This is a genomic window from Parafrankia irregularis, assembly GCF_001536285.1.
Taxonomy (GTDB): Bacteria; Actinomycetota; Actinomycetes; order Frankiales; family Frankiaceae; genus Parafrankia; species Parafrankia irregularis.
This window is the reverse complement of the sequence record NZ_FAOZ01000030.1, coordinates 63,172-78,405: the sequence shown is the minus strand read 5'-3', so window position 1 is coordinate 78,405 and position 15,234 is coordinate 63,172. Positions and strand designations below refer to the sequence as shown.

The 15,234-nt window shown below is 70.5% G+C and carries 6 protein-coding genes; 5 read left to right on the top strand and 1 reads right to left on the bottom strand.

The genetic code is table 11. From position 1 onward, the window contains the following. Positions 1-9: 9 nt before the first annotated feature. Entirely contained in the window at positions 10-678 is a 669-nt protein-coding gene (locus tag AWX74_RS30740; protein WP_242666490.1) for a peroxiredoxin-like family protein, read from the bottom strand. 947 nt (positions 679-1,625) lie between these two features. Between AWX74_RS30740 and AWX74_RS30735 the strand changes: the two genes are divergently transcribed. The 5 genes from AWX74_RS30735 (at position 1,626) to AWX74_RS30715 (ending at position 15,200) form a co-directional block, all read left to right on the top strand. Continuing rightward, on the top strand, positions 1,626-2,492 hold the full coding sequence (locus AWX74_RS30735; RefSeq protein ID WP_091283918.1) for a TauD/TfdA dioxygenase family protein: 867 nt from the start codon (positions 1,626-1,628) through the stop codon (positions 2,490-2,492). A 366-nt stretch (positions 2,493-2,858) separates the two neighbouring features. Then, the gene (locus tag AWX74_RS41660; protein ID WP_242666489.1) at positions 2,859-3,506 is read left to right on the top strand and encodes a hypothetical protein; all 648 of its coding nucleotides are present in this window, start codon (positions 2,859-2,861) and stop codon (positions 3,504-3,506) included. A gap of 524 nt (positions 3,507-4,030) precedes the next feature. Further along, positions 4,031-4,669 (top strand): hypothetical protein, encoded by a 639-nt coding sequence (locus tag AWX74_RS30725; protein ID WP_131799578.1) that lies wholly within the window; start codon positions 4,031-4,033, stop codon positions 4,667-4,669. A 189-nt stretch (positions 4,670-4,858) separates the two neighbouring features. After that, positions 4,859-14,185 (top strand): DUF7927 domain-containing protein, encoded by a 9,327-nt coding sequence (locus AWX74_RS30720; RefSeq protein ID WP_091283914.1) that lies wholly within the window; start codon positions 4,859-4,861, stop codon positions 14,183-14,185. Positions 14,186-14,306: 121 nt separating this feature from the next. Next, entirely contained in the window at positions 14,307-15,200 is an 894-nt protein-coding gene (locus AWX74_RS30715; RefSeq protein WP_091283912.1) for a COG1361 family protein, read from the top strand. The last annotated feature ends 34 nt before the right edge of the window (positions 15,201-15,234 follow it).

Below are 15,234 nucleotides of genomic sequence, written 5' to 3'. Positions count from 1 at the left end.
CCTTCCTCATCAGGGGGCCGGTCGCCGACCGACAAGGGGCCGAACCGCGGCGAGAACGGCCGAGGAATCGGTCCGCACCATCCAGTCGGGATGGACGTCGGCAAAACGAACGATCCGGTCGCGGTCGATGACGACGACCGTCGGATAGGGCAGCGTCCACTCTCCGGTGCCGAGAATCGCACCGAGATCCACGCCGCTGCGCCGAGATTCGTCGCGCGCGGCCGCGTCGGGCGCGAAACCTATACCGAAGGAGTCGATCAGAACCCGGTCGGGGTCGCTGGCCACCAGGAATTCGAAGCCGTGCCGTTCCTTGATCGCCAGCAGCTTCTCGGGGATCTGGGGGCTGACGATGACGAGGTGCGCCCCCAGCTCGCGCAGGGCCGGCGCGAGGGTGAGCTGGTAGCCGCGCAGGGCCGTGTTGCACGCGGGGCAGCCCTCGAACCGGAAGAAGACAAGTGTCACCGGCCCGTCGGCCAGCAGGTCGTCGAGTACGACACTGCCGCCACCGACCTCGGCCAGAGCAAAGGGCGCCACCACGTCGCCTGGTCTGACGAAGCGCGCGCGGTCCGCGTTCTCCTCGAGGGAGCGTCGCAGGTCGGCATGGGCCCGAAGCTGCTCCGGTGCCCATTCCGCGTCCCGGGTAGCCTGCAGCTGGTCCAACAGTCCCTGAATCGTCACGGGTGCTGCCGCAGTCTGATTAATCGGATCTCCTCCTCATCCAGTTCCTTTCAGGAGCGTTCTGCTGGCCGACCGAGGCCGGGGGAGGGCGAAAAGGATAAGAAAGGCGACGCCAGGCGGGAACTGACGGTTTCCGTGCGATACGTCTGCGCCGGGTCACCCCGTGGGAAATCCGGCTCCACTACAGCGGCCGGCGCACCCGCACGGAGCCCCGCACGGGCGGCGGGCCGACGTGGGGTGGATACACAGGTAGCAACATGCGCGCAGACGTCAGAGCTTGTCAAGCTTCTCGGTGGAGATAACGGTCAAGACTGGCGGCACCCAGGCCAGTCCCGCGATCGATCCGGATCACTACCATCCCGACATTCCATTTTGTGACGTGGGTCACTTATTTTACGCACTTGACCGATCGACAAACTTTGGTCATGTTGGACCTGTGTCGAGAACTGCGTACCTGGTGTCGCGACAGCACATCGACCTGCTGCGAGTGACCTCCGCGAGCTGTCCGGCCCGCCGCAGCGGCCACTGACGCCCAGCATCAGGACCCGCACGACCCGGCCAGACGACGGGCACGGTGGCCGTGTCGAGCCGGAGCAGCCGCCGGACCGCGGCGCCCCCGCACGCCACATGTCAGGCGGCCACGCGGGGGCGCCAGCGCGTATGGCCAGCGCGCCTGGCAGGCGCCGGAAAGGCACTGGCCGCCGCGCTAGGACCACCCCGCACGGCGCGCACCCCGCTTCACCAGAGGCCGCGACGCCCGCCGCGGGACGCCGTCCCCCGACCTCGGTCGCGCAGGCGGAGCGGCAGGGGTTCCGGAGACATGACAGCGAGCGCAGGTAGGCCCTACGCATGCGGACCGGCGGGAGATCGTCACCCGCGACAGCACCGAGGCCCGTCCATCACCGACCAGCGGCACCCCACCGGCAGCATCCCTGAAGGGACACACCGTGACCACAGTCGTCGACACGCCCGTCCAGTCCTCGTTGGCCGTCCAGGCTCTGCAACCGACAATCGGCGCGGAGATCAGCGGCGTCGATCTCCGGGAGCCACTCACGCCCGAGGTACGCGACCAGATCAGGGCCACGCTGTTGAAGTACAAGGTCGTCTTCTTCCGGGACCAGGAGCTGACCCAGGCACAGCACGAGGACTTCGCCCGACAGTTCGGCCCCCTTTACACCCATCCGGGCGCGGGCAACGCCGGCCCCGACATCAGCCCGGCGATTCACCGCATCGCCAGCGAGGACTTCAAGAAACACGAGAAGGCCCACACTCCGCAGGCCGGCGACGATGTCTGGGAGCCGTACCACACCGACACGAGCTGGCGGCTCGTGCCGACCTGGGGAGCAGTGCTGCGGGCGGTCCACCTGCCCGAGGTCGGCGGCGACACCATCTGGGTCGACGCCGCCCTCGCCTACCAGGGTCTGCCCGACGAGGTGAAGGCCCGACTCGAGGGCCACCACGTCACCCATGACTACCGGGCCGCGCTGCACCAGTCCGGACACGACTATCCGGTGGTCGCCCATCCGATCATCCGCCCGCACCGGGAAACCGGTGCGAAGACCCTCTGGGTGAACTTCACCCAGAGGCCCACGATCGTCGGGCTGGACCGGGCGGAAAGCAGGGAACTTCTCACCGCGGTCATCGACCAGTACCGCAAGCCGGCGAACCAGGTGCGGTTCTCGTGGCGACCGGGCTCAGTCGCGTTCTGGGACAATCGCGCGACCGTCCACTACGCGGTACGCGACTACGGAACGTTTCCGCGATTGTTGGAAAGGATCCTCATCGCCGAGGAAACGCTCTACGCCGACCTGTAGGAAGGGCTTCACCACGTCTGCCGATAAGGCACGCCAGGGAGGTGGTGATGCCACTCTTCCTCGGTGAGCCCGGTTCCGATCCGCCGGCACGCCGGCGCCCGGGCATCCTGGCTACCACCTGCCACAAGGCGGTGTTCGGTTGGATAATTATCCGTGCGAACCGGCGCGGTCCTATCGCCCGCCTGTGTGCGCGCCCAGGCCACCCTGACCGACTGGTGGTGGGCAGCAGGCACGGGCCGCAGCAACCGCCCCGATTTCCCATAATCGAGACCCGCGCCAGCGTGCCCGGGGCGACACGGTCGCCGCGACGCTCCCGGCTTGTCTCACGGCAGCCGGGCAAACACGCCATTCCGTCAGATATTCCCTATGCCAGAGCGGGACAGCACGCGCTGCGGCCAGCCTTTCCTTGACCAGGCAAAACTCCATCCGAACACTCTCCGTAGTCGTTTCAAGCGAGCGGAGTTCGGAATGTCCAATAAAGGCAGATCGCAGGTCACGCTCCGGCGCGGCCTGATCATTGCCACCGGGGCCGCGATGGTGGTCGGCACCACGAGCATCGAGACGAGCGCTGCCCCGGGGCAGACCTCGCCGCCCCAGTCCACGACCGCCCAGGTGGTGGTCGGTTCGGCCATCACCCTCACCGGCCTTCCCGCAAGTTTCGCGCTTTCGGGTAACCCGGGAGACACGGTGGCCACCACCACGCCGGTCACCATGACCGTCCTGACCAACAACTTCGAGGGTTACACGGTCTCGGTCTCTCCGCAGACGGCCACCCTCAACCCGCCGGCACCCACAAACACCGACACGATCCCCATCAGTTCGCTGCAGGTGCGTCCGACCGGGAGCGGGGCCTTCACCCCGCTGGCATTCGGGACGCCGGTCGTGGTCGAAAGCCATGCGTCACCATCGGCCGAACTGGGCGATTCCGTCTCGCACGACTATCAGATCACCATTCCGTTCGTCCGTCCGGACACCTACTCGGCGGTCCTCGACTACGTCGCCACCACCCTGTAATGGTTGTGCCCGGTTTCCGGTCCGATAACAGCCGCACATAGGCGGCTGCCGGGCCGGAAACCGGACAGCGCGACCACACAGAAGGGTTCCAAAACGGTGATGGCCTGATGGTGACCTGCCAGATTCACGAACGCCGGAGGGCCCGAACCGGACGTGTTGCCCGGATCCTCGTCGTGCTCGGCTGCCTCCTCGGGCAGCTCGCTCTGGCCGGCGCGGGCCCGGCTGCCGCGGCCCCCTCTCCTGCCGCGCCGGCGCCCACGGCCCCGGCCCCCGCGTTCGGGCTTTCGGTGAGTCCGACGAGGATGGTCGTCTCGCCGGAGCAGATCGACGGCAGGCATGAGTTCACGGTGACCAACCGGGGGCGGGACCCGCTCGACCTGGCGGTGAGCCACACCGGCTTCTCCGCGGATCATGAGGGCAATGTCCGGTTCCTACGGGAGGAAACCCCGTACTCGGCCATGAGCTGGGTGAAGGTACAGCCCGAGCGGTTCCGCCTCGCTCCCGGCGCCCGGCAGGTCGTCACCGTGCGGATCACGGTGCCGCCCAGACCTGAGCCGGGCGACCATCACGTCGCCATCCTGTTCATGGTTCCCGCGCAGGGGCGTGAGCAGATCCGGCTGAACCGGGGAATCGGCGCGCCGATCTACATCACTGTCCCGGGCCCGGTGGACGACACGGTAAAGATCACGAGACTGGCGATGCCGTCGTTCTCGCCAGGCGGGCCGATTCGGATTTCGGCGACCTTTCGCAACACCGGGACGGTGCATCGCGACTTCCGCGGCGAAAAGGGCCGGCTGCGCCTCCGGGTGGGCGGAGGCACGGTGACTCTCCCCGATTTCACAGTGCCGCGCGGCGAGACCCGTAATGTCTCGGTGCAGTGGAACGACCCGCCGGCGATGTGTCGCTGCCGGGCCGAGCTGGCCTTTCCCTCACGGGATGGCTCGATGCAGCGGGCAGCGGCCTCGGTAACGATTTTCCCGGTGGTCAGGGCAACTGTGGTTCTTGTCGGCCTGGTACTCCTCGGGCTGGTCGGCCTGTTTGGCCGGCGCTTCTACCGCCGCCGGGTCACGGCAGCCGCCCAGGTGCTGCGCCGACAGGAGGATGCCGAGAGTGCCATCGCGGCCGGAAAGAGCGCCATGCCCGATACTACCGATGGTCGGTGATACTCGAACAAGGGCAGCAGAAGACGACTTCATGAAACCTCGGGAGTCGCCGCCGGATATCCGCCGCGACACACCGGATTCCTAGGGGACAACGCCTCACTGTTGTTCGGCGTAAAGACCCTTATCGTGGCCGTGGTGAGCACGGCGAGAGAATCGGAACGGGAAAGGGCACCGGGCCAGGTTTCCCGAATGGGTCGCGGTCCGGAACGAGTCCTGGTACTCCTGGTCATCACCACGTTGTTGACCGGGTCCATCTCGATGTTCACGTCGCCGCCGGCGCTCGCGGCCGGCACGGTGGTCTTCGATCAGCCGTTCCACAACAACACGCCGAACGGCACCGGCGCGGTCGTGCTGCCCGGCCTCGCCCCCGGGCAGAGCGGGGGCAACGCCGCCTGCCTAACGGCCAGCGGGAACAGCACCATCGGCGTGCTGCGCAGCTGCCAGACCGAGAAGGACACCCAGGGGTCCGGGAAACTGCGGCTGACCACTCACTCCGCCAACCTGGTCGGTGGCGTCTTCGGGGCGACCAGCGTGCCGACGTCCCGGGGGCTGGTCGTCAGCTTCAACACCTACCAGTACGGCGGCTCGTCCGGCGGCGACGGCATCGGGTTCGTCCTGGCTGCGACTGATCCCGCGCGGCCGGCGGCACCGTCGAACCTCGGGCAGTCCGCCGGTGCCCTCGGCTACTCGCCGAGCCGGCCGAGCGCGGTCGGGCTGAGCAACGCCTACCTGGGCGTCGGCGTGGACCTCTACGGCGACTTCAGCAACAACCAGTACGAGGGCACGAACTGCGTCGACCCGCCCTACATCGCCTCGGGCGCACGAGTGCCGGCGCAGGTCGTCGTCCGCGGCCCCGGCAACGGGACGACCGGGTACTGCGCGGTCAACAGCACCGCGAGCACGACCTCCGCCGCGCCGCTGAACCTGCGGACAAGCAACCGGGCGAGCGCGCGGGTGCCGGTCAAGGTGATCATCAACCCGACCGGTTCGACGATCGTCGACGACACCGGGACGTCCGTCGGCCCCGAGCGCTACCGGGTCGAGGTGACCCCGATCGGCGGGTCGGCCGTGGTCCTGACCGGCACGCTGCCGGCTGCGCCGGCCGGCCTCTACCCGTCGTCGTCCTGGACCGACGCGGACGGCGTCCCGCGCCAGCTCACCTTCGGCTGGGTCGGCGCCACCGGCGGGGAGAACGACAACCACGAGATCGACGAGGTCAAGGTGGCCACGATCGACGCGGTTCCCACGCTCACGGTCGCGACCACGAGCTACAACGGGTCGAGCCCGCAGCCCGGAGACCCGGTCACCTACACGGTCACCGCGGCCGTGGCAGCCGGCGCCGCGGTGACGCAGCCTGTCACGGTCACCCAGACGGTGCCGGTCAACGTGGTGCCGGTGGGGGCGTTCGGATCGGGCTGGGTCTGCGAGGCGCCGTCGGGGCGAAATATCAGCTGCACCAACAGCAACGCGCCGTTCGCGGCCGGGACGTCCCTGCCACCGATCACGGTGGTGGCGATCGTGACCGGGTCGGGTGTCACGCCATCACTGATCCAGACCACCTCGGTCAGCACCGTGGGCGCGGGCGACGTCGCCCCTGGCTACACCAGCTCCACGACGGCCGGGACCGTGCCGTCGGCCCCCACGGGGCTCGCGATCACACCGACCTCGGGCTCGGTGTCCGGCGGCGGCTCGGCCACGGTGACCGGCACCAACATCGCGGGCGCCACCGCGATCGAGATCGGCACCACGGCCGAGCAGCGTGCCGGCACCCCCGTGGTGCTGCTGCCCTGCCAGTCCGGCCCGGCCGCGGGCTGCTTCACCGTCAACCCCAACGGCTCGCTGTCCATCTCCTCGATGCCGGCACGGTCGACGGTCGAAGCGGTCGGGGTCACCGTGGTCACCTCCGGCATCGCCGGGCTGGTGCCCTACACCTACACCAGCGTCCCCGGCACCCCGGCGGCGCCGACCGCCACCGCCGGGGTCGCCAGCGCCACGGTGAGCTGGGTCGCGCCCTCGGCCAACGGCAGCACGATCAGCAGCTACGTCGTCACCCCCTCTCTGAACGGGGTGGCGCAGACGCCGGTGACGTTCGACGCCTCGACGACCACGCGGACGCTGACCGGGCTGACGGTGGGTGGCTCCTACACCTTCACCGTGCGGGCGGTGAACGCGCTCGGAAACGGTGCGGCCAGCCAGCCCTCGGCCGCGGTGGTGCCCTACAACGTGCCGGCCGCGCCGTCGATCACCGCGGTGAGCGCGGGAAGCCAGTCGGCGACCCTGACCTGGTCGACCCCGGCGAACAACAGCAGCCCGATCACCGGCTACGTGGTCACCCCCTTCATCAACGGGGTGGCCCAGGCGCCGCAGACCTTCACCGGCACCGCGACAACCCGGACGGTCACCGGGCTGACCGGCGGCACCACCTACACGTTCACCGTCGCGGCCGTCAACGCGGCGGGCACCGGGCCGGCTTCGGCGATCTCCTCCCCGGTCACGGCGAACGTCTCGCCCGGCCTGACGAACCCGGCCCCACCAGCCGGCGAGGTGGGCGCGGCCTACACGGTCCAGTTCACGACGACGGGCGGAACGTCCCCCTTCACCTGGTCGCTCAGTTCCGGCAGCCTCCCGCCCGGCCTCATCCTCAACGCGGCCACCGGCCTGGTGACGGGCACCCCGACCACTCCCGGGGACTACCCCTTCACTCTGCGGGTGGTGGACGCCAGCGGCCAGTCGGCGACCCAGAACCTGACCATCGCGATCGCCTCGGCCCCGACGCTGCCGTTCCCCGCTCCCCCGGCTGGTGAGGTCGGCGTGGCCTACAGCCAGCAGCTCACCGTCTCCGGCGGGACGAGCCCGTTCGTCTGGTCGGTGAGCGCCGGCGCGCTGCCCGCCGGCCTCACGCTGAACCCGTCCACCGGGCTGCTGTCCGGGACGCCGACCACCGCCGGCACGGCCTCGTTCGCCGTCCGGGTGACCGACGCGTTCAACCAGTCGGCGACCCGGAGCCTCACCCTCACCATCGCGGCGCCGCCGAGCCTGACGTTCTCGTCGCTGCCGGCCGCCCAGGCGGGCGTCTCCTACAGCCAGCAGCTCACGGTCACCGGCGGGACCGCGCCGTTCACCTGGGCGGTCAGCTCCGGCAGCCTGCCGCCCGGTATCACCCTGGACCCGTCGACCGGCCTGCTGGCCGGCACGCCGACGACTGCCGGCAGCTACCCCTTCACCGTCGAAGTGACGGACGCCTTCGGACAGACCGCGAGCCGGGCCGCCACCCTCTCCGTCGCGGCCGGGCCGCTGGTCATCGCGAAGACGGCGAGCGCCCCGTCAGCGGCCCAGGGTGAGACGGTGACCTACACCGTCACCACCACGAACACCGCCGCCAGCCCGTTCACCGGGGTGACGTTCACCGACGCCCTCGGGGGCGTGCTCGACGACGCCACGTACAACGCCGACGTCTCCGCCTCGTCCGGTGCCGCCGCCTTCACCGGGTCCGCGGTCACCTGGACGGGAGACCTGGCTGTCGGGGCGACCGCCACCGTCACCTACTCGGTGACGGTCGCCAACCCGGGCACCGGCGACCAGGTGCTGTCGAGCTCGGTCACCTCGCCCACCGTGGGGACGATCTGCCCGGCCGGCGGGACCGACCCGCGCTGCGCCAGCAGGGTGACCGTGTCGATCCTGACGCTGACCGCCAGCTCCGACGTGAGCACCACCATCCCGACGGGTGTGATCCGACGGACCTTCACCGCGGTCAACAACGGCCAGACCCCGTACAGCGGACGGCTGTTCGCGATCGGCCTCACCGACGAACAGGACGACGCGACCTACCTCGGCGACGGCCAGGCGACCTCCGGCCAGCTGACGGCGGACGCCCACAACCTGTACTGGACCGGCAACCTCGCGCCGGGAGCATCGGTCACGATCACCGCGTCGGTGCAGGTACGCAACCCGGACACGGGCAACCGGATGGTCCGGACGACCATCTCGTCAACCGCGCAGGGCAGCAACTGCCCGCCCGGCGGAACCGACCCGGCCTGCACCACGACGGTGACGGTGCTCATCCCCGCGCTGACCATCACCAAGACCGCGAACACCGGCGGGGTGACCCCTGGCGGCACCGTCACGTACACGATCCAGGTGGCGAACACCGGCCAGGCCCCCTACACCGGCGCCACCGTGAGCGATTCGCTGGCCGCGCTCCTGGATCATGCCAGCTACAACGGCGACGCCACCGCCACCACCGGCTCGGTGACCTACGCCGCGCAGACCCTCACCTGGACCGGCGATCTGGCGGTGGGGGCCAGCGCGACCATCACCTTCTCGATCACCACGCTCAGCTCCACCACCGGTGACGGAGCCCTCGTCAACACGGCCACCTCCTCGGCACTCGGCGCGAACTGCCCGCCGGGCGGAACCGACCCGGCCTGCACCGCGGCCGTACAGATCCTGGTCCCGCGGCTGACCATCGCGAAGTCGGCGAGCGCGGCGACGTCCACGCCCGGCGGGGTGACCACCTACACGGTCACGGTGACCAACGCCGGCCAGGTCCCCTACCCGGCCGCGTCGTTCACCGACCCGCTCGCCGGGGTGCTCGACGACGCCGTCTACAACAACGACGTCACGGCCACCACCGGTACCGCCAGCTACGCGGCGCCGGTACTGAGCTGGACGGGCGCCCTCGCCGCCAGCGCGAGCGCGACGATCGTGTACTCGGTCACGACCGACAGCCCGGCCGCGGGGGACGGGCTGCTGACCAACACGATCACCTCGCCGAGCGAGGGGAGCAACTGCCCCGCGGGCGGGACGGACACCCGCTGCACGGTGACGGTCCCGATCGCCCAGCTGATCATCTCCTCGGCCTTCGACCAGCCGACCGCGACGCCCGGATCGGTCATCAGAGCGACCACCACCGTCACGAACACCGGGCAGGTGCCGTACACGGGCATCACGATCAGCAGCGACGGCACCGATATCGGGGACGACGTGATCAGCAACGGTGATCAGACGGCCAACTTCGGCACGCTTTCCGTCTCCGCGGCCGGTGGAGTGTGGTCCGGCGACATCCCGGTGGGCGCAACGCTCGTCGTCACCGCCACCATGACGATCCGCGACCCCGACCCGGGGAACCGTGTCCTGAGCGGTTCCTCGACGACGGACGCGCCGGGGAGCAACTGCCCGCCGGGCGGCACCGATCCGCGGTGCTCGCTGTACGCCACGGTCGTCGTCCCCGGACTCACCGTCGGCACCACCGCGAACGCCTCCACCGCGCTGCCCGGGGGCACCGTCGCCTACACGACGACGGTGACCAACAGCGGCCAGACCCCCTACACCGGTGTGACGGTGACGGCCGGGCTGAGCGGGCTCCTCGACGACGCGGTCTACAACGCCGACGCCGTGGCCTCCGCCGGGACGGTGAGCCTCGCGGGCTCCGCCCTCACCTGGACGGGCGACCTCGCCGTGGGCGCGACGGCGACGATCACCTTCTCCGCAACGATCCGCGACCCCGACCCGGGGGACAAGACGGTGCTCGTCACGACCACGTCGACCGCGGCCGGAAGCTCCTGCCCGCAGGTCACCACTCCCGGCTGCCTCTCGGGTGTCGTGGTTCTCACGCCGGCGCTGACGATCCACCAGACCGCCGACGCCGCGACCGCCCTGCCCGGGCAGACGGTCACCTGGACCATCACGGTGGCCAACACCGGCCAGTCGAGCTACCCCGCGGCCACGATCAGCGAGTCACTGGCCGGCATCCTCGACGACGCCGGGTACAACGGCGACGCGGTGGCCTCGACGGGCTCGGTCTCCTACACCGCTCCCACGCTGGCCTGGACCGGCGCGCTCGCTCCTGGCGCCACCGCGACCATCACCTTCACCACCACCGTGGGCAATCCCGCGCCCGGAGACCAGGCGCTGACCGGGACGGTCGTCTCGACCTCGGCGGGCGCGAACTGCCCGGCCGGCGGAACCGATCCGTCGTGCACCACCACCGTGCCGATCACGGCTCCGGCGCTGTTGACCCTCACCACCCGCACGGACGTGCCCAGCGCTCCCGCGGGCGACACGGTCACCTACACCATCACGGTCGCGAACGGCGGCGCCACCCCGTACACGGGCGCCGCGCTCACCGACGACCTCAGCGAGGTGCTCGACCAGAGCACCTACAACGGCGACGTGACGGCCTCGGCGGGCACGGTGGGCATCACGGGGTCCACCCTGTCCTGGAACGGGAACGTCCCGGCCTCGGGACTGGTCACCATCACCTTCTCGGTGACCGTGGGAACCTTCAGCGACGGCACCCTCACCGACCAGCTGGAGTCCGGGTCGTCCGGCTCCAACTGCGCGGCGGGGTCGGCCGACCCACGCTGCACCTCCACGGTCACCGTCAGCAGACTGGCGATCAACGTGACGACGGTCAGCTCCGCCGTTCCCGGCCAGCGGATCGCGTTCACCGCCACGTTCACCAACACCGGAGCGACCCCGTACAGCGACATCACGGTGACGTTGGCCTCTGCCGGTATCAGGGACGACGCGACCCCGACCGGCGACCAGACCGCCAGCTCGGGCACACTGGTCACCATCCCGGGCCAGGCGCTCGTCTGGAGGGGCCCCATCGCGGTGGGGGCGACGGTGACCATCACCGCGAGCTCCGTGATCAACAATCCGGACCTGGGTGACCGGATCGTCCAGGGAGCCTTCGTCACGTCCGCGCCCGGCAGCAACTGCCCGCCCGGCGGGACCGACCCGGCCTGCGGCGGGGCCGTACAGGTCCTGATCCCCGGGCTGACGATGACCACGGCCGCGAACACCACCTCGGCCGAGCCCGGCCAGGTGGTCGGGTACACCACCACCATCACCAACAGCGGCCAGACGCCCTACGCCGGCGCCGTGGTCACGGCCGACCTCACCGGCGCCCTCGACGACGCGATCTTCAACGGGGACGCCGTCGCCTCCGCGGGGACCCCGACGTTCGCCGGCCAGACCCTCACCTGGACCGGCGACCTCGCCGTCGGCGCGGTGGTCACGGTGACCTACTCCCTCACGGTGCGTGACCCCGACCCGGGGGACAAGGTGCTGGTAACCATGCTCGCGTCCACCGAGACGGGCAGCTCCTGCCCGCCAAACAGCGCCAACGCCGGGTGCCTCGGGAGCGTCGCGGTCCTGACCCCGGCGCTGACAGTCACGAGCTCGGTGAGCGCGGCGACGGTCCTGCCGGGCGAGACGGTCACCTTCACCATCGCCATCAGCAACGCCGGCCAGGTTCCCTACACCGGCGCCACGGTCACGGACGCGCTGGCGGACGTGCTCGATGACGCGGCCTACAACGGTGACGCGGCCGCGACCGCGGGCACCGTCGACGTCACCGGCTCCACCCTGACCTGGACCGGCGACCTCAACCCGGACGCCTCCGCCACGGTCACCTTCTCGGTCACCGTGCGCGCCCAGGGGGCGGGGGGCGGCGACGGCGTTCTGACGAGCACCGCCGCCTCCGCGGCCGCCGGCAACAACTGCCCGGCCGGGAGCGGCGACGCGCGGTGCTCGGCGACCGCGCGGATCAGCGAGCTCACCATCGCCACCGCGATCGACCGGACATCCGCGGGCCCGGGCGACGTGATCCATTCAACGATCACCATCACCAACACCGGCCAGGTTCCCTACCCCGGTGCCACGGTGAGCTTCGGCAACGACGACACCGACAACTTCCTTACCTACAACGGAGACGCGGCCGCGACCGTCGGGACCCTCACATTCGGCCCGGGCGGTGTCCAGCTGACCTGGAACGGTGACCTCGCCCCCGGGCAGACGGCCACGATCACCCTGTCGGTGACGGTAAACCCGATCACCCAGGGAGGTGTGGTGACCAACTTCGTCGAGTCCACCACCCCGGGGAGCACCTGCACCGCCGGCGGGACCGACCCGGCCTGCAGCGCCACCCTCACCCTGCTGGTGCCGCAGCTGACCATCCAGAAGACGCCGAGCACGACCGCCACCCTCCCCGGCGGAACCGTCACCTGGACGATCACCATCGCCAACACCGGGCAGACGCCGTACACGGCGGCAACACTTGCCGACGACCTCACCGGTCTCTCCCCGGACGCGGACTACAACGGCGACGCGACCGCCACCGCCGGCACTCTGACGTACACGGAACCGCTGCTGACCTGGACCGGCGACCTCGCCGTCGGCGCCAGCGTGACCATCACCTACTCGGCCACCGTGCACCAGCAGATCCTGGGCCCGCACGCGCTCATCACCACTGTCAGCTCGACAGAGCTCGGCAGCACCTGCCCGCCGGACAGCGGGAACAACCCCTCCCCCTGCCGGACCATCGTCCTGATCCTCATCCCCCAGCTCACCATCACCAAGACCGCCTCCACCGGCGGCACCACCGTCGCGGGCAGCCCGATCCTCTACACGGTCACCGTGGCCAACGCGGGCCAGACGCCCTACACCGGGGCGTCCTTCACCGACGACCTGTCCGGCGTGCTCGACGACGCCGCGTACAACAACGACGCCGCGGCCACCACCGGCACGGTGAGCTACACCAGCCCGCACCTGACCTGGACCGGCGACCTCGCCGTCGGCGCGAGCGCGACCGTCACCTACTCGGTGACGACCGCGCTGCCGGCGAACGGCGACCACACCGCCACAAACGTGGTCTCCTCGGCGACCGCCGGCGCCGACTGCCTGGCCGGCGGCACGGACACCGCCTGCACAGCCACCACCGCGATCCTCGTCCCAGCCCTGACGATCACCAAGGTGGCGGACCGGTCCAGCGCCGTAGTAGGCAGCACCATCGGCTACACGATCACCGCGACGAACACCGGCGAGGCCCCGTACCCGGCGGCGTCCATCAGCGACGACCTCACCGGGCTGGCCGGCAACGCCACCTGGAACAACGACGCCACCGCCACCACAGGCGCCGTGAGCTTCACCGCCCCCGTACTGACCTGGACCGGAAGCCTGGCCGTCGGCGCGAGCGTCACCATCACCTACTCCGTCACCGTCGACCCGACGGCCACGCCCGGGGCGGCGCTGGCGAACCAGGCCGCCTCCGCGGCCCCGGGCAGTACCTGCACCGGCAGCGGGTCCGGGCCAGCCTGCACGGCGACGACGACGATCGAGGCGCAGACGCTCAGCCTGACCGACCTCCCGACGTCCTTCACCCTGTCCGGCGTGCCGAACCAGACGGTCACCGCCGACCACGCGGTCACCATGACCGTCATCACGAACAGCGCGGACGGCTACACGGTCTCCGTGCAGGGAACCGCCCCGGCGCTGGCAGGAACGCTTCCCGGCAACGACGACACCATCCCGCTGGACATGCTGTCGGTCCGGGCCACCGGAGGCGGTGCCTTCCAGCCGCTGTCGCACACCACCGCCGTCCTGGTGCACAGCCAGGACGTCCCGTCCGCGGCGGGAGGAGACGCGATCAGTAACGACTACTCCGTCGACATCCCCTTCGTCGCCTCCGACACCTACAGCACAACCCTGGATTACATAGCTGCCACGCAATGACCCGCGCTGCCCCCGCTCCCCGCCGGGAGACGCCCCACCCACGCGGGGCACCTTCGCCGTGCCATGACCGGCCGCGCGGCAACGTCACCGGGCTCATCAGGAACTCAGGAACGAGGCTCAGATGGCCGCTTCCCCCACCGTTTCCCCCAGCACGTCCCCACCCGGCACGTCCCCACCCGGCGTGCCGCCGCTCGTCGCGGCCCGCCTCCTCGGCGCACTGGGCGCGGGCGCGTTCGCCGTCGCCGCGTCCGTCCTCATGCCCTTCGGGGCGCTGGCCGCGACGGCCGCCACCCCAACGCCCGACCAGCGACAGAGCGGCCCGAGCCTGACGATCACGGTCGACGACGGCAGCGCCGCCGTCAGGGAAGGCGACCGGCGGACCTACACCACCACGATCCGCAACATCGGCACCACCGACGCGGAGGATCTGGTCGTCACCCTGTCCCTGCCACCGGGAACCCGGGTCGACTCGGCCGACGGCGATGCCTTCGTCGACGACAGCGTCGTCTGGCAGGCCGACATACCGCGTGGGCAGACGTCCACTTTCGTCGCTTCGCTCAAGGTGGGACAGGTACCGCCCAACCAGCTCCGGCTGGCGGTGGTCTCCTGCGTCGCACTCGAGGACGCGGACAGACCGGTCGTCTGCGCGGCCGACTCCGACGTGCTGCCGTCCGCCGCCGCCACCGACGCCGCGCACCGGGACGATCGGTCCGACGGGGTCATCGGCCCGCTTGGCCTGGCCGCGTCGCTGGCCACGCTGGGCGGGGTTCTGGTGCTCGGGGTCGGGGCCGCACTCGCAGGCCGGCGGCTCCTTCACCGCCGCCGGCTCGTGACCACCGGTGAGGTGACCACCGGTGAGGCGACCGGCGGCGAGGTGACCGGCGGCGGGGCAGCCCTTTCCCAGGACCGGATCGTGGCCCGCGAGACCGTCGAGGTTCCCGCCCAGCCAGCCGCCCCGGACGATGCCTGGGACCGTTCCGTCGACCACGGCGCTGTCCCGCATCCGAGGCGATAGAGACTGTGCAGACGGAGGCGAGCCTGGCCCTCGC

Coding starts and splice junctions, on each gene's coding strand:
- AWX74_RS41660 (WP_242666489.1), top strand. CDS start 2,859: ATGCCAGAGCGGGACAGCACGCGCTGCGGCCAGCCTTTCCTTGACCAG.
- AWX74_RS30720 (WP_091283914.1), top strand. CDS start 4,859: ATGGGTCGCGGTCCGGAACGAGTCCTGGTACTCCTGGTCATCACCACG.
- AWX74_RS30715 (WP_091283912.1), top strand. CDS start 14,307: ATGGCCGCTTCCCCCACCGTTTCCCCCAGCACGTCCCCACCCGGCACG.